Genomic DNA, 25,444 nt, shown 5'->3' with positions numbered 1-25,444 from the left:
CCCTCCGTAATGCCTGACCAGAGTAGTCCCATGTCCGATCGTAGCGCTCGTCTGCACGCCCTTCACCACGCCCTCAAGGACCGTATCCTGATCCTCGACGGCGGCATGGGCACGATGATCCAGAGCTATAAACTGGAAGAGCACGACTACCGTGGCAAACGCTTCGCCGACTGGCCGAGCGACGTCAAGGGTAACAACGACCTGCTGGTGCTCACCCGCCCGGACGTGATCGGCGGGATCGAGAAGGCGTACCTGGATGCCGGCGCCGACATCCTCGAAACCAACACTTTCAACGCCACGCGCATTTCCATGGCCGACTACGGCATGGAAGAACTGGCTTACGAATTGAACGTCGAAGGCGCACGCCTGGCGCGCAAGATTGCCGATGCCAAGACTGCCGAAAACCCGGCCAAGCCACGTTTTGTCGCTGGCGTACTGGGCCCGACCAGCCGTACCTGCTCGCTGTCGCCCGACGTGAACAACCCCGGCTACCGCAATGTGACCTTCGACGAGCTGGTGGAGAACTACACCGAGGCCACCCAGGGCCTGATCGAAGGCGGCGCCGACCTGATCCTGATCGAAACCATCTTCGACACCCTGAACGCCAAGGCCGCGATCTTCGCCGTGCAAGGTGTATTCGAAGCGCTCGGTATCGAATTGCCGATCATGATCTCCGGCACCATCACCGATGCCTCCGGCCGCACGCTGTCGGGCCAGACCACCGAAGCGTTCTGGAACTCCGTGGCTCACGCCAAGCCGATCTCGGTCGGTTTGAACTGCGCCCTGGGCGCCAGCGAGCTGCGCCCCTACCTGGAAGAGCTGTCCAACAAGGCCAACACCCACGTCTCGGCGCACCCCAACGCCGGCCTGCCCAACGAATTCGGCGAGTACGACGAACTACCGTCAGAAACCGCCAAGGTCATCGAAGAATTCGCCCAAAGCGGCTTCCTCAACATTGTCGGCGGCTGCTGCGGCACCACGCCCGGCCACATCGAAGCCATCGCCAAGGCCGTGGCCGGTTATGCGCCACGCCCGATCCCGGACATTCCCAAGGCCTGCCGCCTGTCGGGCCTGGAGCCGTTCACCATTGATCGCAGCTCGCTGTTCGTCAACGTCGGCGAACGCACCAACATCACCGGCTCCGCCAGGTTCGCCCGCCTGATCCGCGAAGACAACTACACCGAAGCCCTGGAAGTCGCCCTGCAACAGGTCGAAGCCGGCGCCCAGGTGATCGACATCAACATGGACGAGGGCATGCTCGATTCGAAGAAGGCCATGGTGACCTTCCTCAATCTGATCGCCGGCGAGCCGGACATCTCCCGCGTGCCGATCATGATCGACTCCTCCAAGTGGGAAGTGATCGAAGCCGGCCTCAAGTGCATCCAGGGCAAGGGCATCGTCAACTCCATCAGCATGAAGGAAGGCGTCGAGCAGTTCATTCATCACGCCAGGCTGTGCAAGCGCTATGGCGCCGCGGTGGTGGTGATGGCTTTCGACGAAGCCGGCCAGGCCGACACCGAAGCGCGCAAGAAAGAGATCTGCAAACGCTCCTACGACATCCTGGTGAACGAAGTCGGCTTCCCGCCGGAAGACATCATCTTCGACCCGAACATCTTTGCGGTCGCCACCGGCATCGAAGAGCACAACAACTATGCTGTCGACTTCATCAACGCCTGCGCCTATATCCGTGACGAGCTGCCCTACGCGCTGACCTCGGGCGGCGTGTCCAACGTGTCGTTCTCGTTCCGCGGCAACAACCCGGTGCGCGAGGCGATCCACTCGGTGTTCCTGCTGTATGCGATCCGCAACGGCCTGACCATGGGTATCGTCAACGCCGGCCAGCTGGAGATCTACGACCAGATCCCGGCCGAGCTGCGTGATGCGGTGGAAGACGTGGTGCTCAACCGCACCCCGGACGGCACCGATGCCCTGCTCGCCATCGCCGACAAGTACAAAGGCGACGGCAGCGTCAAGGAAGCCGAGACCGAAGAATGGCGTGGCTGGCCGGTGAACAAGCGCCTGGAACACGCGCTGGTCAAGGGCATCACCACACACATCGTCGAAGACACCGAAGAATCCCGGCTATCGTTCGCGCGCCCGATCGAAGTGATCGAAGGTCCGTTGATGTCCGGCATGAACATCGTCGGCGACCTGTTCGGCGCCGGCAAAATGTTCCTGCCCCAGGTGGTCAAATCAGCCCGCGTGATGAAACAGGCCGTGGCCCACCTGATCCCGTTCATCGAGCTGGAAAAAGGCGACAAACCGGAAGCCAAGGGCAAGATCCTGATGGCCACGGTGAAGGGCGACGTACACGACATCGGCAAGAACATCGTCGGCGTAGTGCTCGGTTGCAACGGCTATGACATCGTCGATCTGGGCGTGATGGTGCCGGCGGAAAAAATCCTGCAGGTGGCCAGGGAGCAGAAGTGCGACATCATCGGCCTGTCTGGCCTGATCACCCCGTCCCTGGACGAGATGGTGCATGTGGCGCGCGAGATGCAGCGCCAGGACTTCCACCTGCCATTGATGATCGGCGGCGCGACCACCTCCAAGGCGCACACGGCGGTGAAGATCGAGCCCAAGTACAGCAACGATGCGGTGATCTACGTCACTGACGCCTCGCGGGCGGTGGGTGTGGCCACGCAGTTGCTGTCCAAGGAGTTGAAGGCCGGTTTCGTCGAGAAAACCCGCCTGGAATACATCGACGTGCGCGAGCGCACCTCCAACCGCAGCGCCCGCACCGAACGCCTGAGCTACCCGGCGGCCATCGCCAAGAAGCCGCAGTTCGACTGGAGCAGCTACACCCCGGTGGTGCCGACCTTTACCGGCGCCAAGGTGCTGGACAATATCGACCTCAACGTCCTGGCCGAATACATCGACTGGACGCCGTTCTTTATCTCCTGGGACCTGGCCGGTAAATTCCCGCGCATCCTCACCGATGAAGTGGTCGGTGAAGCCGCCACCGCGCTGTACGCCGATGCTCGGGAAATGCTGCGCAAGCTGATCGACGAAAAGCTGATCAGCGCCCGCGCGGTGTTCGGTTTCTGGCCGACCAATCAGGTACAGGACGATGACCTGGAAGTCTACGGTGCCGACGGCCAGCCGATTGCCAGGCTGCACCACCTGCGCCAGCAGATCATCAAGACCGACGGCAAGCCGAACTTCTCCCTGGCCGACTTCGTCGCGCCCAAGGACAGCGGCGTCACCGACTACATCGGGGGGTTCATCACCACCGCCGGCATCGGTGCCGAAGAAGTCGCCAAGGCCTACCAGGATGCGGGCGACGACTACAACTCGATCATGGTCAAGGCCCTGGCCGACCGCCTGGCCGAAGCCTGCGCCGAATGGCTGCACCAGCAAGTGCGTAAAGACTACTGGGGTTATGCCAAAGACGAGCAACTGGACAACGAAGCGCTGATCAAGGAGCAGTACAGCGGCATCCGCCCTGCCCCCGGCTACCCGGCGTGTCCGGACCACACCGAGAAAGCCCAGTTGTTCCAACTGCTCGACCCCGAAGCCCGTGAAATGCAGGCCGGTCGCAGCGGTGTGTTCCTCACCGAGCACTACGCGATGTTCCCGGCGGCGGCGGTCAGCGGCTGGTACTTTGCGCACCCGCAGGCGCAGTACTTTGCGGTGGGCAAGGTCGACAAGGACCAGGTGACGAGCTACACCGCGCGCAAAGGCCAGGACCTGGCGGTGACCGAGCGCTGGCTGGCGCCGAACCTGGGTTACGACAATTGAGATAAAGGGGCCTGTGTGGCGAGCGGGGTTGCCGCTCGCCACCGGTTTACTTTATTGACGCCAGGACGGTCCCGGCTGTGGTTCGACGCCGGTGCGCGTCGACAGCGCCGTCACTGCATCCCGCGACAGTTCAAGCAACTTGCCGGCCCGTTCGCTGCCCAGTTCGATTTCCAGCTCGTTCAGTGCCTGCCGATAGCGCTCCAGGCCTTCGCTGTTGTCTTGTCGATCAGGGTGCTTATCCTCCACCGCCTCATGCCTGGCATCGGCGTGTTCATCAAGCGCGGTGAACGCTTGCCGATAGCGTTCTTGCAAATAGCGGACCCAGTAGTCGCGGGTGATCAGCTCTTCAAAAAAATCATCACTCGCTTCGGCGTCGAGAACCGACGTGCGCGCCTGCTCTACCACCCGTCCACTGATCGGCTGGGCGAAGGCCATGTGTTCCGGTTGTCCCGGCAACTCCAACCCATCTGGCCAGCCTCGGGTCATGCCGATGCGATATTGCAAACGCACCTCAGCCCTGTCGCTGTGAAGCGCCGCCGCTTCCGCCAGGCGTTCCACACGGCCCAGTCGAAACAGTTGCCGGGACAGGTTCAGCAGCGCACGGCCTTTGTCTTCCAACTGCCCCGCGCTGACATCGCGCAAGGCATTGGCCTCGTACACCCGCACCTCCAGTTCACTGAAGGTGAGAATTCGACCGTCAATGCAGGTGCCGTGGGTTTCGGCGCTCTGGAACAACAACTGGCGCAGCTCGCGATTTTCCGAGGCCGCCTGCATGACTGTCCAGACCCGCTGCGTCAGGTCCGACCGGGACAGGCGAAACTCGTCGGTAAGGCGCAGCTGTGCAATCAGGTGGAAGAAACGTTCATGGTCATCGGTTTGAGCCAACTGGTTCCAGACCTGCGTCCTCGCCGCTTTCAGCTCGGCATCGCCGACCGCCAGCCAGGGCGCCAATGCCGATGCGCCCACCTCGCCAGCCGGATCCTCGAGCGGTTCGGCGGGCTCGACAATGGCGCCATTGTCGGTACCGGACTCAGCGCCGGATTCGGTTTCAGAACCCCGTTCAAGAAGGTCAATTCTCACATGGATGTCATGTTGCGACAGTCCCATCACGGGCACCCCGGCATGTGCATCACTGTAATCTCTGATTCGTTCAAGACTGTCGAGCGACAGCAGTAGGTTGTCGGAAAGGTCGATGCCGCCGACCAAGTCATCGTGGGTGCCATCGAGCAAGGCGACTGGAAAGCTCATGAGCTCGTTGCCGCTGAGGTTCAGCGTACGCAAATGCCCAGCTTCCAATGCCCCTTCGGGCCACTCCTCAATCCTGTTGTGACTGAGGTTCAAATCCTGCAGTCGAGGAAAGACTCGGGTGTTGAACCGATACAGACCATTGTGACTCAGGTCCAGCCAACGCAGGCGTTCGCCGCCCAATTGACGGTACAGCGGCTCGGGGTCATAGAGATTGTTGTAGTCGAAATCCAGGCGTTCGAGCCGCTCCATTTGCCCGACCGCCTCGGGCAACGCTGACAACGCGTTGCCACTCAACATAAGCCTGGTCAGTTGCGGGAAGGCGCGCAGGAAGCCATTGGAGCCTTGCACCGACAGCCTGACCCCGGTCAGGTCCAGGCTGCGTACATGCGCAAACGACACCGTCAGCGCCGGCAAGTCACCGGTCTGCAGCCCCAGCAGGCTCAATTGTGGATTGACGCTGCCTGGCGCCCCGCGCCAGTTCGCATGGATACGTTGCGCAGCTAAACCACGACTTTCGGCCGACACGGTCACACCCTGTCGCGGGGACTGACGGGTGAAAATCCAGCCATTCAATTGGCGAGCCAGGGTTTCGCCATCAACGCCAGCCGCGCCTTCCACGACCTCGGGCAACGGCAACAAATAACGAGCAATCGACCATGCAGTCTCCTCAGGCGGGAAATCAGATGATACGAACTGAACGGCAAACCGCTCCAACGCCCCTTCAGGCAGGCCTATGGCCACCTCGATGCGCTGCTGCGCCAGTATCCGGTCTATGTTGTTTTGCGCGATCCAGGGATTACCCACCAGATTGACCTTCAGCAGCAGCTCGTCGCTGCTCAATACATCCGGGGGCAACGCCGACAATTGGTTGTCACGCACGTCGAGCCAGGCCAATTGCGTCAGGTTCTCCGCGCCCGCGGGCCAGACCTTTAATTGCGTGCTCCTCAGGTTAAGCGCCTTGAGGTGCTGCAGGGCACTGACCTCCAGGCGGCTCAGCGGGTTGTTGTGTAAATCCAGGTATTGGAGATGGCTCAAATCATCGAACTGCGCCTGCAGTTGCGGTGAGAAGACCAACCTGTTGTTGGCCAGTTCAAGCCGGGTCAACCGAGGAAGTTCGCCGGCGCCAATGGGCAGCTTGGTCAAGTCGCTGGCGTTGAGTTCAAGGCGCTGGCGTTGAGTTCAAGGCGCTGCACGGCACTGAACGCCTTGATAAAACCGCGTGCCTGCTCGACCGAGGCGCGCAGCCCATTCAGACGCAACGTCTGCACATGAGCGAAGCTGCCGGCCGGCAGTTGCGGCAGCTCGAACGATTGATCCGCGGGTGACAACGACCATTCAAAGGTCGAGACATTCGCCGACAAACCATCACGCTGAGCCACGGCCCCGCGCCAGCTGGTTTCAAGGAGATCGATAAGTCGCGCATTTTCACCGCTTTTCCACTGACTCAAACGCAGCCTGACGCGGCCAGCGACGGGGCGCGGCTCGTAGAACGGATCAAAAATTCGGCGGCGCTCCTGGCTCAACTGTTCGACTGCCGCAAACCTTTCTTCGGGCGTCTCCAGCCTGACGTTCATCGCCTCCTGCAGCGACGTGGCCATTTGCGAGTTGCCCATCAAATATTCCAACTCGCCTCGACAGAACCCGTTCACCATTTGGTGCACATCAACCAGGTGCCCCATCGGACCGTTGTATGCCCTTACATAGTCATAGGCAGGTTTGAATGCCTCATAAGGGAATTTCGCCCAATCCAGTGACAAACCAGCCCAAAGGGCTTCGTGTCCGCTATAGAGGGTGTCCGGGAGTGTGCTTATGGCCGTATTGGTCAGATCCAGACGCTCCAGCAGCGCAAGGTTCTCAACCGACGTCGGCCACTGCCACAAGGCATAAGGGGCATCGATCTTGAGCTTTTTCAGTTGCGTAAGTGCGGACAGTTCAAGCACCTTGAGCGCGTCCAGGGAAACACCGCTGCAGTCGATATAAAGCTCTTCCAGCCCCGTCAATGCATTGAGCGCGGATGAAAAATGCGCCGAGACGGACCCCGCATTGACCTTGATACGCAAGCTTCGCAGGCTGGTCATTGTCTGCACCGCGTGCGGTACGGTCGTCAGCGACGGCTTGGGATCGTAGAAAGCGCCACTTTCGCCGATCGACAACTGTTCCAGATTGGGAAAGCGCGCCAGGAAGCTGTCCGCATTCCCATCGTTCATGGCGCGCCCGCCTACCGTCAGTTCGCGAATACCCAAAAAATCGACCGTCAGCGGCGGCAACGTGTCGTTGATGATGATGCTCAGTCGCGCGTCTCCAGGCTGCTTACTTTCCTCGGCCACACGTGAACGCGTCCAGGCTGTCTTGAGCGTTTCAGCGACGTGGCGTCGGTGCATATACTCGGCGTCGTAGGCAACGCCCTCTCGCCGGGCACCGACCCACACGTCGAGATCAGCCCCCATCCCGGCTTGGGTACGTGCGCGATTTTCCAGCAGCGTGAAGATGCCCGCGTCCGAATAACCCTGCTGTCGTAACATGCGGATCATTTCGCCGGCGTGAGCATCATTCATTGAGGGGTACACACTGCGTACCCGTGCCACCAGGTTTGCACTCAATCCCCGGCCGCGACCGCTGGCGTAATACCCCAGCCTCTTGTCATTGATCCTGACGGGCGGTTTGTACCACTTGCCTTGCGGCTCCAGCGCACGTATCGCCTGAGCGCGGTTGCGATCGGCGAACTCGATGATTTTATTTTGCAGCTGCACGTTCTGGCTGACTTCAGGCACGCCCAGACTGGCGCGAGCGCTATCCGGCAATGCGTGCATGATCGAGGCGTAAAAATTGTCCCCGGCCCTGGGCACACTGTTGAGCGCCTCGCCGCGCTCATTGAACGCCTGAAAACTCGGGCCGTGTTTGACCAGGAACTTCTTTTCTGGCGCAGCCTGGCTGCCGACGCTGTCGAGTAACGTGCCGTCAATACTGCCTGCACGCACTTCCAGACGCAGCGTGTCCGGCCATCCCGGCAGGCTTTCAAGGCTGTGCAACGCCAGGCGTCGACTGTCCGCCGACGCCATGCTCTGACTGCGCAGCCCCGCATAAGCACGGGTCTGGCGCCCTTGTCGCGCGTACCAGCGTGCCTCTTCGAGCAGGCTTAAGGGCACGTGGCGCGAGGTTTGCAGCTGTTTGAGGTGATCGGGACGGGCATTGGCCAGCACTTCCAGGGCTGCGGCCTCGCTGAGCCCGGGGCATGCACGCTGCAAGCGCGTGACGCGTGCATCCACCGATTCCGTGCCCGCATAGAGGCTGTCGAATATTGCCGGTTTGCGTGTGCGGGCGTAGTCCGCCAACTGTTTGCCCAGCTCCCCGACGCGCTTGTCGATTACACGGGCTGGCTGTTCCCCCAGCACAGAGGTGATTTGCGTCTCGTCCAACGCAGCGAGAATGCGCTCTGGCAACTTGCCGGCCAACACATCATGTCGAGTGACGCTGATCGTCGGCGGGTGGCGCGTGCCGGCCGGCACGCGCTCGCTGCCGTATCTCACCGACACGCCCGCCACCCCGGCGCCGTTGGAAACCTCCAGCACATACCCGGCCGGCCAACGTGGCATTTCAGTCACCAGCGGCAGTGCATAGAGGTACAGCGGGTCAATCGGCCGGGCGCCATTGAGTTGTTCAATCAGCTTCTCGGCGCTCGCGTCGGCGCGAAACAGGCGCATGGCGTCCGTCAGTGCAGGCGGCGGCGCGGCGTAATCCATATGCATCTTGCGCAAGGCGTTATCGCTCACCCCGCTGACATCCGCCACCTTGAGCAAATCCGCATCCGAAAATGCCTCGACGGCGTGGCCGATGCGCCGCAGCAGGGTCAGGCGGTCCCAGGCCAGCGGACGTTCCAACGTGTGTCGCCAGGCGCCCTGACCGTTGCTGTGAAGGATCGGCTGATAGGCCGTCGCATCGCTCGGATGCTGGATGCGCCAACGTTTGATCTTATCGTCGTAGACCTGCTCGTAGACCTTGCCGCCCACACGCACATAGGTGCCGCCATTGACCTTGTGCTGTCCAAGCGCATTCGGGCCGGGGCTGTTATCCAGTGAAGCGGCACTCTCATAGGGGCTCAGGTCGGGTTTCCACAAGCGGCTCTGGCCGTTCGGCAACGTGACGGGGTCCAGCGATTCGATCAGCGGCTCAGCACGGGCCGCCTTGAATCTGCGCACACTGGCGCCCACACCCGCCATTACGGCGATCTGCGCAAGATTTTCCGCCACGTCGACCAAATGCGCCTTGGCCGCGCGCTTGTCACCCTCGCTCCACTCGATGGCACCCTCGAAGGTTTCATACAACAGCTGCCCCGCCATCACCGTCATCATGATTTCGCCCAACACCGGCACGAACATTGACACCAGGTTCAACCCCAGCAAACCGAATTCCAGCAGGTGCGCCAACTTGGCTTCGCGGGCCTTGACGTCGACATCGGCGCTGGGTACCGCATGGCTGCGGGCATCGGCCAGCACCTTGTCGCGGCTCTGCTCGTAGAGGTAGGCCCACAGGTCAAGGTTGTCGTCCCAGGGGCCCTGGCCTTTGTGAGTCAGGTACGCAGGCGCGATGTAGGGGTCCGGCTCCGGCCGGCGGTTTGCCGGACGTTCAGGTGGCAGCTCCTTGATACGCCAGAGCGGATTCAGCGCCCCCGCAACCTTGACGAAGGTTCGCCAGGGTGAGTTGAAGAGGCCTCCTGACGAATCGCCGGCCTCTTGCGTGAACTGGCTGAAATAATACGGACGCTGTTCATACGCTATGAACTGGCTGAAAAACTGCTGGTACGCCGTCGGGGTGGCGTCCTCGGACGACATGCCCTCGCGGTCGGTGAACAGGCGCCGAAACTCGCGACGCATCTGCTCGGCGGTGTAGCGCTTGAGGGGATGTGCCGGGTCGTGCGGGACATACAGGATCACTTCGTCGCTGTAACGATGCTTTTCGCCAATGACGAACACCACGCAACCGGTCAGTCGCTGCTTCATCAGGCCCATATCGTTGAACCAGATCTGCTTGTTGCCGATCCGTGGATTGGCATTGCCCTCGATCACCGACAGGATCATCGTGTGATCCTGCGGTTCGATGTCGCCGGTCAAGAGTGCCTGCTCGGCCGCCGCCCGCATCGCGGCCTTCTGGCTGGCGATAAACGCTGGACGTAAGGTGGCGTCGGCCGCGAAGAACGCCTTCAAGTAGGCCTGGTACTTCGCCCCGACATCAAGGCTGCGACACAGCGTCAAAAACTCGTTCACCTTCAGGTTGACAGGCACCGGCTCAAACGTGCCGGGCGTGGCGGTCTCCACCATAAAGCCGGAGCTGGCATGGTAGGCTCCTGCCCTGCACTCCCAGGTCTCAAAGTTATGCAGGGCCGCCTGCAGCAACGAGAAATTCAGAAACTCGAATGAGCCTATCTCAAGGTTGACCACACTGACCTGCAACGGGCGGCGCAGGCATAACAAGGTCAGGTTGAGATCCACGTCAACCTGAAACTGATCCTGCAGTGCCTTGCGTAGCAGCGGTTCGGCAAAAGTTTCGACGTCTTGGAAGGTCGACATCACGCTGTCCAGTCGGACCTGAGCGGCGGCAGCCGTTTTGACACTGGCGTCAACACGCTCGCGTTGGACGGGCGAGGCCTTCCGGTACCAGGGCGGCGTCACTGCGGCGACCTCCTTGAGGGCAGTCTTGCGTTGGGGCGTGGCATCGACCAGCCACTGGGGCACGGCCTGTTCAAGAAAATCACCGTGAATACTGGTGGTCGCAGCGGGTTTGGCGCGCGCGCTATCCAGGGTGCGATAACGTGGGTTGGGCATAAGGTCACTCCTGTGAATGGGAGTGACAGAACATCATGGGGCGCCGCTTGGCCGGTGGTGCATAGTGCTTGTCGCACCAGCGTCCAACGCGGCGTTCGGTCAAGACAGAGGTTGGTCCAGCTCGGTCATCTCCCGTCGCGACAGGTCGCGCGCCAACTGCTGGCGCTCGGCTTTGCCTTGATTGCCCAAGGTTTGTATTTCATCAAAATACGCCTCGCCAAAATCCGGATAGCGAAGCTCCAGCGCCTCGGATTGCTCCGTCAGCCGCGCTTGCAAATTGGAGAAGTCATCCGCGTAGCGTTCCTCCAGGTACTTCATCCAGTAAGGGCGCGTCACCAGTTGCTCAATAAACGCCGACGTTCCTTGCGCCTGGACAACGGTGGTATAGGCGCGCTCAAGATCACTCGGCGAGATCTGCGCCAGGTTCTGGTACAGCATGCTCTTGGGCTGGCCGGGCAAGTCCAGGCGCCGGGCCAGACCGATGCGGTACGCCAGCCGGATCTCGGCCGGGTCGATGCGCGGTTTTTCGGCGATGGCCTGGCGCGCCAAGGCCTCGACCTGGTCCAGATTGAACAGTCCCCTGGAAAGTTTCAGCAGCTCACGGCCCTTGTGCGCGGGGTCGATGGCTTTCAATGCCGTGAACTCATACGCCTTGATCTCAAGGTCACTGAACAACAGGATTCTGCCGTCACCACAGGTGGCGTTGTTTCGCATCGCACGGGAGCGTTCAAACAGCTCATCACGCAGCGCATCATTGCTGTGGGCTGCGTCGAGCACGCGCCAGACCCGCTGCGTGAGATCAACCGGGTCCTGGCTGAAGTCCTTGGTATGGCGCAGATTGGAAAGGATAAAGAAAAAATCCTCGCCGCCCTCATCAGCCTTGAGGCTGTCCCATACCTGGTGTTTTTCCGAGTCGCGGGGTACCTGGGCGAACCAGCGGTCTTTTTGGACATCATCGGGTTCTGAATCGGGATGGCCGGCGTCCGACGCACTGTCCGAGTCGGATGGGTGAGCATACCCCTCCACGATGCGGTCGATTTCATCCAGCGTCATGCCCAGCCCCTGGCCGGTTTCCAGCAGATGGTCACGCACACGCACGGCTTCCTCTTCGAAGAGAAGGTTGTCGGAGATATCGGTGCCCGCCGCCAACACGGCATGCGTCGACATCAGTAACTCGGCCGGAACCTCGCCGATCTGGTTGTTGCTCAGGTTCAGGGTTCTGAGTGCAGGTGCACTCATCGCGCCATGGGGCCAATCGGCCATGACGTTGCCATGCAGGTCCAGCGTGTGCAGGCGACCCATCTGGGTCATGTCAAATTCAACCAGAGCGTTTTCTCCCAGGTCCAGCCATTCCAGGTTTGTCAGACCGCGCAATTGCTGCTCCAGGGCCCTGGCATCCTGCAAACCGTTTCGGCGCGCTTCAAGACGCGTGAGCTGTGCCATCGTTTGAACGGCCTCAGGTAAAGCGCCCAGGCGGTTATCGCTGAGATTCAGGTGGCGCACATGAGTAAAGCTGCGCAAAAAACCATTCGAACCTTGAGCCGTCAGATGCACGTTGCCGAGGTCAAGCGTCGCGACATGGTTGAAGCTGACCGGCAATTCGGGCAGGTCGCCCAGGCTCAGCGAGGCCAGGTTCAATCGCGAATCGGCCGCCAATTCGGACGGCGTTGACAATGTGAGGCGCCAGCTATCCATCAGGGCTTGGGCAGCCCGCCTGCGGTCGACCGCGTTGACCCAGATATTGCGCACGCGATAGCCCGGTGTGTCGATCCAGGCATTGAGGCGCGTGATCATCTGCACATGCTGGCGCTCCCATTCTTTCAAACGGGCTTCAAGCTGTATCGCGCCGAATTCGGCGCTCAAGGCGTCGATACGTTCTACGGCTTGCGCAGTGCTCAGTTTGGGAGACAGTTGTTGCAGGCGTTCAGCCGCCGTCAGACGAGTACTGGTGTCGCCTGGGCTTTTAGGAAGGGGCAGGAGCAGGTCCGGTTGTTCCGAGACTTGCACAGGATAGAACTCGGGATCGCCGCCGGTCCTGCCCGCAAGCAAGGCGGGCCGGGCGATACCCAGGGGTCTGGCGACAACGTTGTCGGCGGCGTAGCGCTGTATCCTGGCCAGCGTCGGTGCATCGAGCCTGCAACCCTGCAGTTGCACCCCGTCCAGCAACGGCTCGTGGCCGGCAAAGAGCGCCTCCGGAACGCTGGTAATCGCGCTGTGGCTCAGATCGAGCCTGCGCAACGATGGCAACTGCAATGCGCCGGTCGGCCATGTGCGAAGGGCGGTATGGGCCAGGTCGAGGTGAGTGAGGGCCGTCAACGCACGCACATCCAGTCTCTGCACGCGATTGAAGCGCAAGTTGAGCGTTTCCAGGGACGGCAACCGGTTCAGTCGGTTCTGGATCGCCGTGGTCATGGTGAGATCGTTGTAAGACACGTCCAGGTACGTCAACCGCGGCAGACGCTCCAGTACCGGCGGCAGCTCCGCCAATTGATTACCGCTCAGCTCGAGCCTGCGCAACTCGGCAAAGTGACCCACAAAGCTGTCCAACTGCTCCAACGAGGCGCTTGCGCCTGGCAGACACAAGCGACGCACGTGGCTGAAGTCCGCGCCCGTGAGCGTGGGCAGGTCCCCCAGGCGCCATCCCGGCAGATCCAGTGTGTCGCTCAAGCGCTGGACACGCCATGAAGGCCCGGCCACCGGTTCATGTGCGCCTAATCTCGCCTGGATCCCTTCTTGCCAGCACTCAAGGATCTGTGCAGCGACATGACGACGGTTCTGAGCGCTGTTCAACTCATTGGCGATAGCCGGCCGCGTCTGCCAGGCGTGCAGATTGTTGACCAGGCTCGTGTGTTCCTGGTCCAACGCGTTGATCCTTCCCAACAGGGCCTCATCGGACAGCCCCTGTCGCTGCAACCCGTTCAAGGCGACCTCGGCAAACCGCGGTAGATCCGGCACCAGTTGCTTCAAGCGGCCACGCGCATACTGCGTCAGCACCGTATGTGCATCCAGCACGTGCGCCGGATTCTCTCGCACATACCGATAGGCCACCTCGAACGACTCACGGCCCAGGTTCGACCAATTGACGCTCAGCCCGCGCCATACGCGCTCATGGCCGGAAAAAAGCTCGGTCGGCAGCGCTGTGATCGACAAATCGCGCAGATCCAACCGTTCGAGGTGTGGCAGCTGCAAAACCCCTTTGGGCCATGCATCGGCAGACCCCGCCACGACCAGCGACCGCAGCTGGTTCAAGTGGCTGACATCGACCTCGCGCGTTATGCCCCTCAGAGACAGTTGTTCAAGCCCCGGCTGGTGATTCACCACCGCCTGAGCCACTTGCGTAAACCCTTCCCCCCCACCATTGAGAATCAACTCCTTGAGGGCTGGCATCTGCCCCAATGCCGTCACCATCCGATCCCCGACGGGGGCAACCGACGTCTGTGCGCCAAAGTCATGCATGTCGACCTCCACTGATCGGACCCCGGAAAACGGTCGCATCGATGTTTCCACCGAGGGTCCAAGCAGCGCTTCGTAGCTCAGGCGCAGAACCCCAACATTGGGTAGATCGACGCTCAGCTCGGGCACATGAGGAGTGGCGCGCAGATCCAAGTAGACGGAGACCTGATCACCGAGAATGACCCGTGATCGCCAGGCATCCCTGATGCGGCCGGCGGTCCCATGGCGCCCGTCGTCGTTCGAATCGGCGCCGACCCAAGCATCGAGTTGCGTCGTCAGCGCATCCTGTTCCCGCGCATAGAGGCTCAGCGCATGACCCACCTGTGATTCTGTCCTGCCTTCGCCCAGCAGACGTAAAACCATGCGTTCGGCGTCCTCGTCGGAAATGTTCGCAAGCACATCGCGCACCCGTGACACCAGGGCTGGATTGGTCTGCGCCCCGGCGCCACGACCACTGAGCGGGTACCCTGCTTGCCCCGTGTCCAAACGCACCGGCGACTTGAAGCGTGACCGTGGGCTGTGCGGCAGCAACACCTCGAGCATTTGTTCACGGTGGGCCATGGCGTAGTCCGTGATGATCTTTTGCAGTTGGCCGCCCTGCCCCACCTGCGGTAACCCAAGGGATACCCGCGCGCTGTCGGGCAATGCGTGCATGATCGAGGCGAAAAAATTGTCGCCATGGCTCGGCACACTGTTAAGGGTATTGCCCTGTACATCGAATGCCTGAAACTGGCTCGCCTGGGGGTGTTGCGCATGCCCCTTGACCAGGTACTTGATCTGCTTGGCCGTGGGGCTGCCGACGCTGTCCAGCACTTTGCCGGCGATATGGCCCTGACGCACTTCCAGGCGCACCGTGGCCGACCACCCAGGCAGTTTTTCCAGGGTATGCAACGCCAGGCGTTGGCTATCGGGCGTGGCCATGCTGTCCAGATGCAGCCCGGCCATCGCCGTGTTCAAGCGCGCCAACCGCGCACGTGCGCGGGCTTTGAGCATCAGGCTGCCAGGCAGCCGGCCGGTGCGACGAATGTACAATTGCTCGTCGACACTGGCAGCGGCCCGCACTTCGCGTGCGGCGTCCGTCGACAGGCCGGGAAACGTGCGCCGCAGCGCCTCGGTTTGCGGCGTGCGTGGCGTCATGGCCTCGCTGCCCTTGAGTAGGTTGTCGAACACCGTGGTCTTGTTGGCTCTCAGGTGTTGGGCCAGTTGCGCGCACAGCACCTGTTCTCGCTCAGATTCAACCCGCGCGCCCTCGGGTCCGAGCAGGCTGACGATCTCGTCTTCGTCCAATGCCTCCAGAATACGGTTCGGTAATTTCGCGGCCGACACCTGTGCACGGGAGATACTGATCACCGGCTTGGGCGGGTGCGATGCCCGGCCATATCGGAACGATGGCCCGGCAGGATCGCCATTATCGAAGACTTCGATCACCCTGCCGCGCGGCCAGCGCGGCATATTGACCACTTGCGGCAATGCGTAGTTGTAGCGATTGTCCGGCACCGGCAGACCCAGGCGGGTCTGCTCGATCATTTCGTTGAGCAATCGATCGACTTGAAACTGGCGCAGCGTGTCGGACAACGCCGAGGGCATGGGCAGGTTATCCATGTACATCTTGCGCAGCGCGGCATCGTCGGTGCCGCTGATGTGTGCAATCTTCCTCAGCGTCGCCGGGTCCAGGCCATCGGTGGCGTGGCCCAACCGCCGTAACAGCGTGTCGCGGTTCCACTCCAAAGGCCGCTCGAAGCGATGACGCCAGGCGCCCTGGCCGTTGTGTTCAAGAATCGGCTGGTAGGCCTTGGGGTTGGTCGGATGCCGGAGCCGCCACTGCTGAATGTCGGGGTCAAAGGTACTCTCGTAGACTTGGCCATCCAGCCGAAGATAGGTCTTGCCGCCCACCTCGTACTGCCCCAACGCATTCGGCTTGAGCCCGGCGGGCAGGCGTGTGGGGCTTTGGTAAGGTTCAAGTCCGGGGCGCCATAGCTGTTCATCACCAAACGGCAAACGGACCTGCACCAGGCCGTCGACCAGAGCGCCGGGCTTGATGCGTGGCGCCTTGCTGACCGCCGCCCCGACCACGGTCATGAACGCCAGGTTGGACGCCACCGAACTCAGGTAATCCCAAGCTTTATCGGCATCGCCCACGCTCCAGCGCTCGACGCCGTGATAGATGTCCTGCGTCAGTTGCACGGCCGTCACGGCGAGCATCACCTCTCCCAGCCCCGGCACGAAAAAGGCCGCCACGTTCAAGATATCGAGGCCCCATTCGAGGTATCCGTACAGCCTTTTAGTCCAGGCATCGTGGTCGACCCTGGACGTCGGTACCGCCAGTTGCTGACTGGTCTCTTTCAGGCGCTGTTGGTGCCGTGTGTAGAGTGCGCTGAACAGAGGGCCTTCAAAGAAGGACTCACTGAGATTCAGCTCGGGTACTTCGCGGTAGACCCACTCGTAAGCGCCGTGCATCCGGCCGATCAGGTTCCTGCCGACGTAAGGGATATCGGCGTTCCATTTCAGTGTTTGCAGCGCAGGCTTGATGCTGCCGAGAAATTTCCCGGCTTCGTCGTAGGGAATCAACTTGAGGAAGAACCGCTGATAGGTCTCGTCGCGCAGACGGGTCCCCAAGTCCGTGGCGAATGCCTTGAGCGACGCGTATTCCTTGATCGGCGCCACCGGGTCGCCAGGGATGCACACAACGATGCGTGAATCGTTGTAACTGAGCACCTCCAGCAGATTGTCGCCGGGGTTCGACCAGCGCAAATCGATTTTCTTGCTTTTGCGTCGGCGCGCGCCCAGCACGAACAGCTCGCTGACAGGCGAGCCCAGCACATGCAGCTGGCTGAAAATCACCGGTTCGCCGTCGAGCGTCGCCACGCCCTCGCCCTTGAACAGCGCGTACAGCATCGTATGCGCGGTTGCGCAAATATCCGAGCGGAGCAAGGCCACATGGGCATGAGCCAGGAGGCTGTCCTTCCAGGCTTGAATCGTCTGCGAGCGCACAGCGGCGGCTGTGGCCGGGGCATCGAAAAAGGCCGTGAGATGGTCCTGGTACTGCTTGCCGATATCCAGCGTTCGGCAGAGCGTGGCGAACTCGGTGGGCGTTATCGCCAGCTTATCGATACGGTTACGCGCCGAATCACCTCGGGCCGGGTCACTCCAGGCGTACAGCCCGTTTGGCTCTAAGTCGTTGCTCACAGGGCGGCCCTGCTCGGCAAGCACGGTCTCGACGGGGAATGTCTGGTCGCGCTCGAAGTTGCGCAATGCGTATTCGAGCAGACTCTTTTGTTTGAACAACCCCAACTGAGGCAGCGGTTCGAAGTCGTGATAGAAGAACGCGCGCGACACATCCACGTTCAAGCCGAATTTATCCTGCAAGGCTTGCTCAAGCAGCGGTTTGGCGAGCGCCGTGACGCCCATCAAGCCTTTGAGGGTTGCCGCCAAACGTTGATTGGACGCTCGACTGCGCTGCTGCGCCTGGCGGATAACCTGGCGCTGCGCCTCGTCGGCGGCCTCGAACCACGCGGGGCCCGTTCCCTCGGCAACCGCGCCGGGTACTCTGGCCCGGCTCAACTCGTTGAAATCAGCCTGGGTAAGGTGTTGGACCCAGCCGGGCAGTTTATTTCTGATGAAAGCGTTGTGCAGGCCTTTTCCGAGGGGTGATTGCGTGCTGTCCATAGATCGCTACCTGATGCTGTTGCCTAAAAGCGGCAGTACATCACCACGGTGGCCGCGAGCCGCGACACATAGTTAAAGCACGTAGATTCCCCGCGCCCCTGCGCAGATTGACTATGCTGCGTAGAGGTTCCCCCGCGAGAGGCAATCATGAGCGATCCAGCCCCCAAGCCCCCCACCTTCTGGCAAATGCTGCACAGCGTGGTTGCCGCCGCCTTCGGCGTACAAAGCGGCAAGAACCGCGCCCGCGACTTTACCCACGGCAAGCCCAGCCACTTTGTCATCCTGGGCATCCTGTTCACGGTGGTGTTCGCGTTGACGTTGTTCGGCATCGTCAAGCTGGTGTTGCACCTGGCCGGGGTGTGAGGGTTCCAGGGCCCCGCTCACGGCTTGCGCCGTGAACGGGTTCCTCGCTGAATCACTCGGTACAGGCCCCCAAACGCCGCCATGGTTTGGCGCTGCCTTGGAGCACATAGTTCACGTCAGGTTGATTCGCCTGTGTCCAATGAGCAACCTCATAGTTGAAACCTTTGTAGGACACCCGCGTTCCCGGCGTCGAATAGGCGGTGGTTCCGCTCCAGGGGGTTGCACACGCCTGCTCATCGCCAACAGGCAAACCTGGGGCCGACGCGGCGGCCTTGATGGTGACCTGTTTGGTCAACAGCATGCCGTACTGGGATTGAGCTACCTGGGTAGGCGGCAGCAACTCACCCTGTGTGCCAAGTAATTGCACCGTTACCTGCGTGCCTGGCGCGAGCGTTGCCGGAACGGTAAACGTGATGGCATGCACCAGCGGTGTGAGCGCGGTGCCTTGCTTGATACCACTGAAAAGAGCAGGCGCTTTCCAGTAATAGAAATGTTTTTCGCCATTGGCAAAGGCCCCCGTTGTCCTGCCGCTCAACGTGACGACCTGACCAGCCTTCAACTCATCAGGCACATTCCATTCGCCACTCAAACGCCACACCATCGGCGGTACAGACACGCGTCGGGACCAGGTATCGGTTGCCCCCTGGCTGTTACGCGCAGTCAGTGTGATCGTACTTTCGCGGTGTTTAAGCCCATCACTCCAGTCAACAGACAGCTGCATGGGGTTGGTATTGTCCGAGCCTTGAATCTGCAACGGTTCGTCTACAGCCCCCCATTGATATGTCACATCCGTCGCATCCGCAGGGCGAATGATGGCTCGGTAAGCCCAAGGACGCCCGTAGTACGGCGCATCAAAACCGACCACCCGCTTGATGCCGAATGCGGGAGCCGGCTCAGGTGGAAAGCCGCGGGCGTAGTCAGCCAACAACTTGTCCACGGCCGCTTTCACATCCGGCTGCTTGCCCATCGGCCGATTGGCATCATGGCCCGGCAACTCATGCCCGGTCTGCGTCAGCAACTGGCGCATGATCCGCGGCGGCACGGCGCCCAAACCGTTGGCAAAGGCAATACTCTGGATCTGTGCGACGGCGCCGGCAACGATGTAACTGGAAAACCGATAACCTAAGGTTTCATCGTTGTCATAGCGAGAATAAGTGTTGTGCGCGCCGCTTGTCGCATAACTGGCATAGGCGATACGCGAGCCCCAGGTCGAGACGTCGATCCTGCTTCCATAGTTGGCCGCGAGGCGGGAGCCCGTCTTCGGATTGATACTGCCGACATAGATGGCGCCATCATCATTGCGAGTGCGGTCAAACAACCCATTGAAGTCCGGATGATCGAGGTTCATGGGTGTCGCGGGATCATTGCCATACTTGATACCGCCAGACGCATTGACAATTACATGGACTTTAAACTCGTGTGTAAGTATCTCGATTCTTCGCTGCGTACTTTCATACCCCGCCGAGGGCAATTGGCAGGTACTGGCCCACTTGGCGGACGCACTGGCCTTGGGACAAACAGAGCCCGGATAAGGTGAAAAGTCCGCATAGCGAGTCGTGGTAGAACTGAAACTCGGGTCAAGGACCACCACATCACCGGGTTTCAGGTTGAGCTTATAAATATCGTCATAAATAGACGCGAATGTCGCGGGTACAGCGGCCAGTTGAGCGTGCGGCACAATACCCTCGACACCGGCGCCATTATCTTTTGCGGCAATAATACCGGCAGCCGCAGTGGCATAATTACCGACCGCATAACGTGTACTGCAACTCAGCGTGCGTGGCCCATCGATCGGTGAAAACGCCAACGAGGGTAAATCCATATGACTACGGTTCCAGTAATTATCACTGGCGATCACCACACGTGCATTCTCGCCTTTGCCCCCAGGCATGCTGCTGGCGGCCACGGAGTTGATGCCTCCCATGACATAGCCGGGGCCCGGTGTCGGGCCTTGCCTGTACAGCGCCTCGAGACCCGCCTGGGAGCGAGCGCCAAACGCCGGTTTGAAGGGTGCGCCGATGTCGCCTACCGCCTCGACCTGGACCGATTGCAACTCGGCAGACGCCACCAACGGGTTTTTTCGGTAACGGGCGAGAACAGCCGCTTGTCGCGCTCGCGTGTCTTCGCTGACATTAACCGTAAACGTCTGCTCAGCGGCATAATTCGCTTCGACCGCCTGTTGCCTTGCCGAATTTTTTGCCTGCTGCAGTAACAATGAGTCCATATCGGGAATAGACTTGCGCAACATATCCAGCGATCGCTTGATACTGCCATCCGTCATCGCTTGCTGTTGTAACGTTGATAAATCACTGTTGAGCTGAACAACGATCACTGAGCGCTCAGGTGCTGCTTCAACAGTGCCTGCACACATTATCATTGCAGTAACTAGACATGGGCAGATGAAAGCAACGCCTGTGCGCGCCTTCTGCCATGCAGAGTGCATGAACGTGAACATAATGATTTTCCTGTGTAGATAGACTGTTTGTATGGAGAATTTGGACTTCCCTGTTCAACAGTACCTACGATGTACCACTGGCCAAACGCATCCAACGCGTGGCACGACCAGCAATCACACATTCAAAAAGAAGAGAACAGCATTTGATACGACGCGCAATTTCGTAGTGTTATTGAGCATAGGACAGACTTTGCCGAAGTGCCCGACGGTACCTTGCCCATGGATGAACTCGCGAGGGCGCACGCTTATCCAGGGCGCAGGCCGCGATATCATCGCGACCTGCACTCGAGACTCGACCCCACGCGTTTTTTTCTATTGGTGGCTGACCCAGAACACTGCGGTGCCCACCACCAGGATGATCAGGAACAGAATGGCCCAGGCGTCCACGGTACTGTCGGGTTTACGGGCTTTTGTCGGATGGCTCATCGCATCGCCTCTTGTCGGTTTTATAGGTGATTGCAGTCAGACTCGCTCACAGTAAAGTCGATGATTGCCCGCATGACAAATGTGGGTATCGCGATAACCCTTCTCATTAGTCATTTTGGTTATGTGCATATACTCAAACATCACTTTTGCGCATAAACGCAAACTGGTATCGTGCGCCGGCTCCGTTGGGAGTGCGCGGCCGTGCGCGCAGATTTGCCGAGAACAGGACCTATATGTACGTATACGACGAATACGATCAGCGCATCATCGAGGACCGCGTCAAGCAGTTCCGTGATCAGACCCGACGCTATCTGGCAGGTGAACTGAGCGAAGAAGAGTTCCGCCCTCTGCGCCTGCAAAATGGCCTTTATGTTCAGCGCTTTGCGCCGATGCTGCGGGTGGCCGTGCCCTATGGCCAACTGACTTCGCGCCAGACACGCATGATGGCCAAAATTGCCCGCGACTTCGACAAAGGCTACGCCCACATCAGTACCCGCCAGAACGTGCAGTTCAACTGGCCGGCGCTGGAAGATGTGCCGGACATCCTGGCTGAACTGGCTACCGTGCAGATGCACGCTATTCAGACCAGCGGTAACTGCCTGCGCAACGTGACCACCGACCAATTCGCCGGTGTCGCCGCCGACGAACTGATCGACCCACGCCCCTGGTGTGAAATCGTGCGTCAATGGACCACCTTCCACCCGGAATTCGCCTACCTGCCGCGCAAGTTCAAGATCGCCATCAACGGCTCGACCTCGGACCGTGCGGCCATCGAAGTCCACGACATCGGCCTGGAGCCGGTGTACAACGCCGCAGGCGAGCTGGGCTTCCGTGTGCTGGTGGGTGGCGGCCTGGGCCGTACGCCGGTGGTGGGCGCGTTTATCAACGAGTTCCTGCCGTGGCAGGACCTGTTGAGCTATCTCGACGCAATCCTGCGGGTCTACAACCGCTACGGCCGTCGTGACAACAAATACAAGGCCCGGATCAAGATCCTGGTCAAGGCGCTGACGCCCGAGGTGTTCGCCCAGAAAGTCGACGCCGAGATGGAACACCTGCGCGGTGGCCAGACCACCCTGACCGAAGCCGAAGTGCATCGCGTCGCCAAGCATTTTGTCGACCCCGAGTACAAGGCCCTGGGCAACCAGGACGCCGAACTCGCCGCGCTTGACCAGCAGCACCCTGGCTTTGCCCGTTGGCGCACGCGCAATACCCTGGCGCACAAAAAGCCGGGTTATGTGGCGGTGACCCTATCGCTCAAGCCCACCGGTGTCGCCCCTGGCGATATCACCGACAAGCAGCTGGACGCCGTCGCCGACCTGGCCGAGCGCTACAGCTTCGGCCAACTGCGCACCTCCCACGAGCAGAACATCATTCTCGCGGACGTGGAGCAGAGCCAACTGTTCACCCTGTGGGGCGAGCTGCGCGAAGGCGGTTTCGCCACGCCGAACATCGGCCTGTTGACCGACATCATCTGCTGCCCGGGTGGCGATTTCTGCTCCCTGGCCAACGCCAAGTCGATCCCGATCGCCGAATCGATCCAGCGCCGTTTCGACGACCTGGACTACCTGTTCGACATCGGCGAGCTGGACCTGAACATCTCCGGGTGCATGAACGCCTGTGGTCACCACCATGTCGGCCACATCGGCATCCTGGGCGTGGACAAGAAAGGCGAAGAATTCTACCAAGTGTCCCTGGGTGGCAGCGCCAGCCGCGACGCGAGCCTGGGCAAGATCCTCGGCCCGTCCTTCGCCCAGGAAGCCATGCCGGAGGTGATCGGCAAACTGATCGATGTGTACATCGAACAGCGCACCGAAGATGAGCGTTTCATCGACACCTACCAGCGCATCGGCATTGACCTGTTCAAGGAGCGCGTCTATGCAGCGAATCATTAAGAACAACGAAGTCGTCGACGAAACCTGGCACCTGCTGCCCAAGGACGCGAGCTTCGACGGTATCTCCAACTGCGACGACCTGATCGTGCCGTTGGCGCTGTGGCGCGAACATGGCCACGCCCTCAAGGCCCGCGACGGCGGCCTGGGCGTGTGGCTGGATGCAGATGAAGAAGCCGAAGAAATCGGTGAAGACGTGGAACATTTCCAAGTCATCGCCCTGAACTTTCCGGCCTTCACCGACGGGCGCAACTACTCCAACGCACGCCTGCTGCGCGACCGTTACGGTTACAAAGGCGAGCTGCGCGCGATTGGCGACGTGCTGCGCGACCAACTGTTCTACCTGCGCCGCTGCGGGTTCGATGCCTTCGCGTTGCGCGCCGACAAAGACCCGTACGAAGCGCTGGAAAGCTTAAAGGACTTTTCGGTGACCTATCAGGCAGCCACCGATGAGCCGTTGCCGCTTTTTCGGCGCCGCTGAGTAACAAATGTGGGAGGGGCTTGCTCCCGATACCGGTGGTTCAGCTACTTATTAGGTAACTGAAACTCCGTCATCGGGAGCAAGTCGAACCGTCGCATCGCCCCTCCCACATTGGAATATCAGCACGTTCAGGATTGCGGGTTGAGTTTGATCGACGCCAACACCTGTTTCTGCCCCATGGTGCACGGCACGCCTTGCGGCTGTGCCCTCACCGCTTCGATCACGCCCATCAGTTGCGCCTTGTTATGGGCCAACTGCGCCTGCATGTCCTCGATCTGCGTCACCTTGCGCTCCAATGCCTCGATCAATTCCTCGCGCTTGTGCTCGCCGGGCGCCGGCATCAACGCCTTGAGTTCCTGCAAGGTAAACCCGGCCTGTTGCGCGCTCTGGATCAACTGCAAAGTCTGTAACGCCTCGGGCGCATAGCGCCGATAGCCGTTGGTCTGGCGCCCCACCTGACTGATCAGACCTTCGGCTTCATAAAAGCGGATACGCGACGCCGCCAACCCGCTCTGTTTTGCCAGCTCACCGATATTCATCACAACGCCTGCTTGACATTAAAGTTAACTTTAAGCTTAGCCTGAGGCCTCCCCCGCTCAGGAGTCAACCCATGTCACCCTTTGAAGCCCTGCAATTGCCCAACGGCCAAGTCATCTCCAACCGCATCGCCAAGGCCGCGATGGAAGAGAATATGGCGGATATCAATCAGGCGCCGTCGCGCGAACTGATGCAGCTTTACCAAACCTGGGCGGATGGTGAACCCGGCTTGCTGATCACCGGCAACGTGATGATCGACCGTCGCGCGATGACCGGCCCCGGCGGCGTTGCGCTGGAAAATGAGCAGCACCTGGACCGCTTTCGCGAATGGGCCGACGTGGCCCGGGCCAAGGGCGTGCACTTCTGGGTGCAGCTTAGCCATCCCGGACGCCAGACCATGGCCAATCTGGGTCAGCAAGCCCTGGCACCGTCGGCCATTGCCCTCGACCTCGGCAGTTTTTCCAAAATGTTCGCCAAACCCAAGGCCATGACCGAAAGCGAGATCCAGGACGTGATCCAGCGCTTCGCCACCAGTGCGCGCCTGGCCGAGAACGCCGGGTTTACCGGGGTGCAGATCCACGGCGCCCACGGCTATTTGCTGAGCCAGTTCCTCTCACCCTTGAGCAACCACCGTACCGACCGCTGGGGTGGCTCGCTGGAAAACCGTGCGCGGCTGCTGCTGGAAGTGATCCACGCCGTGCGCGCCAACGTCAGCCCGTCGTTTTGCGTGGGGCTCAAACTCAATTCGGCGGATTTCCAGCGCGGCGGTTTCGATGAAGCCGATGCGCGCGCGGTGGTGGAAATGCTCAATCCTTTGCCCATCGATTTGCTCGAATTGTCCGGCGGCAGCTATGAAGCCCCGGCCATGCAAGGTGAGGCGCGGGACGGTCGCACCCTGGCGCGTGAAGCGTACTTCCTCGAATTTGCCGCCCAAATGGCCGGTGTCGCCCGCATGCCCCTGATGGTGACCGGTGGCATTCGTCGCCTGCCCATCGTGCAGCAAGTGCTCGACAGCGGTATCGCCATGGCCGGTATCGCCACAGCCCTGACCCTGGAACCGCAACTGATCAGGCACTGGCGCGAAGGCCGCGACCCCGATCCGCAACTCAAACCGATCGACTGGAAACGCAAGCCCCTGGCCTCACTCGCCACCCTGGCCGTGGTGCGTGATCAGATGCGCCGTCTGAGCCGTGGCCGCCAACCCAATGCCAAGGTTGCCCCCTGGCTGGCCCTGGCGTGTGACCAGTGGTTTACCGCTCGGCGCACCCGCCAATATCGGGCGGCCATGACACAAACTTCACATTAACAACGGAGCATTCGCCGTGATCGAACTGTCCCCTATTGATCAGCAGCCTTTAACCTCACT

Annotated in this window: 10 protein-coding genes; 5 read left to right on the top strand and 5 right to left on the bottom strand. The window is 60.7% G+C overall.

What is annotated here, in order from left to right:
* Window positions 1-30 precede the first annotated feature (30 nt).
* Window positions 31-3,741 (top strand): methionine synthase, encoded by a 3,711-nt coding sequence (gene metH, locus V6M90_RS16365; RefSeq protein WP_141064433.1) that lies wholly within the window; start codon window positions 31-33, stop codon window positions 3,739-3,741.
* Between the two features lie 51 nt (window positions 3,742-3,792).
* Here metH and V6M90_RS16360 read toward each other — a convergent pair whose 3' ends face one another.
* From V6M90_RS16360 to V6M90_RS16350, 3 genes are all read right to left on the bottom strand, one after another.
* Window positions 3,793-6,132, bottom strand: a complete 2,340-nt coding sequence (locus V6M90_RS16360) for an NEL-type E3 ubiquitin ligase domain-containing protein (protein WP_332846779.1) — start codon at window positions 6,130-6,132, stop codon at window positions 3,793-3,795.
* Window positions 6,129-10,808: a dermonecrotic toxin domain-containing protein gene (locus V6M90_RS16355; protein ID WP_332846778.1), complete on the bottom strand. Its 4,680-nt coding sequence runs from the start codon at window positions 10,806-10,808 to the stop codon at window positions 6,129-6,131. Before V6M90_RS16355 ends, V6M90_RS16360 begins: the two co-directional genes overlap by 4 nt.
* Window positions 10,809-10,907: 99 nt before the next feature.
* Entirely contained in the window at window positions 10,908-17,927 is a 7,020-nt protein-coding gene (locus V6M90_RS16350) for an NEL-type E3 ubiquitin ligase domain-containing protein (RefSeq protein WP_332846777.1), read from the bottom strand.
* Between the two features lie 147 nt (window positions 17,928-18,074).
* Here V6M90_RS16350 and V6M90_RS16345 point away from each other — a divergent pair, with 147 nt between their 5' ends.
* A complete protein-coding gene (locus V6M90_RS16345) occupies window positions 18,075-18,290 on the top strand; it encodes a DUF2970 domain-containing protein (RefSeq protein WP_003173587.1) in 216 nt (71 codons plus the stop codon).
* Between the two features lie 52 nt (window positions 18,291-18,342).
* Here V6M90_RS16345 and V6M90_RS16340 read toward each other — a convergent pair whose 3' ends face one another.
* On the bottom strand, window positions 18,343-20,745 hold the full coding sequence (locus tag V6M90_RS16340) for a S8 family peptidase (protein WP_332846776.1): 2,403 nt from the start codon (window positions 20,743-20,745) through the stop codon (window positions 18,343-18,345).
* A gap of 659 nt (window positions 20,746-21,404) precedes the next feature.
* Between V6M90_RS16340 and V6M90_RS16335 the strand changes: the two genes are divergently transcribed.
* Window positions 21,405-23,063, top strand: coding sequence for a nitrite/sulfite reductase (locus V6M90_RS16335; protein WP_027606484.1), 1,659 nt, complete (start codon window positions 21,405-21,407; stop codon window positions 23,061-23,063).
* On the top strand, window positions 23,047-23,541 hold the full coding sequence (locus V6M90_RS16330; RefSeq protein WP_078732930.1) for a DUF934 domain-containing protein: 495 nt from the start codon (window positions 23,047-23,049) through the stop codon (window positions 23,539-23,541). The genes V6M90_RS16335 and V6M90_RS16330 overlap by 17 nt, the downstream gene beginning before the upstream one ends.
* 128 nt (window positions 23,542-23,669) lie before the next feature.
* Here V6M90_RS16330 and V6M90_RS16325 read toward each other — a convergent pair whose 3' ends face one another.
* A complete protein-coding gene (locus tag V6M90_RS16325) occupies window positions 23,670-24,080 on the bottom strand; it encodes a MerR family transcriptional regulator (protein ID WP_003173582.1) in 411 nt (136 codons plus the stop codon).
* A gap of 71 nt (window positions 24,081-24,151) precedes the next feature.
* On the opposite strand from V6M90_RS16325, the gene V6M90_RS16320 reads away from it, so the two are divergent.
* A complete protein-coding gene (locus tag V6M90_RS16320) occupies window positions 24,152-25,384 on the top strand; it encodes an NADH:flavin oxidoreductase/NADH oxidase family protein (protein ID WP_332846775.1) in 1,233 nt (410 codons plus the stop codon).
* The last annotated feature ends 60 nt before the right edge of the window (window positions 25,385-25,444 follow it).

Source organism: Pseudomonas lactucae, assembly GCF_036688725.1.
Classification (GTDB): Bacteria; Pseudomonadota; Gammaproteobacteria; order Pseudomonadales; family Pseudomonadaceae; genus Aquipseudomonas; species Aquipseudomonas lactucae.
Note: the sequence above shows the minus strand (reverse complement) of the source record. Positions and strands in the feature narration are given on the sequence as shown.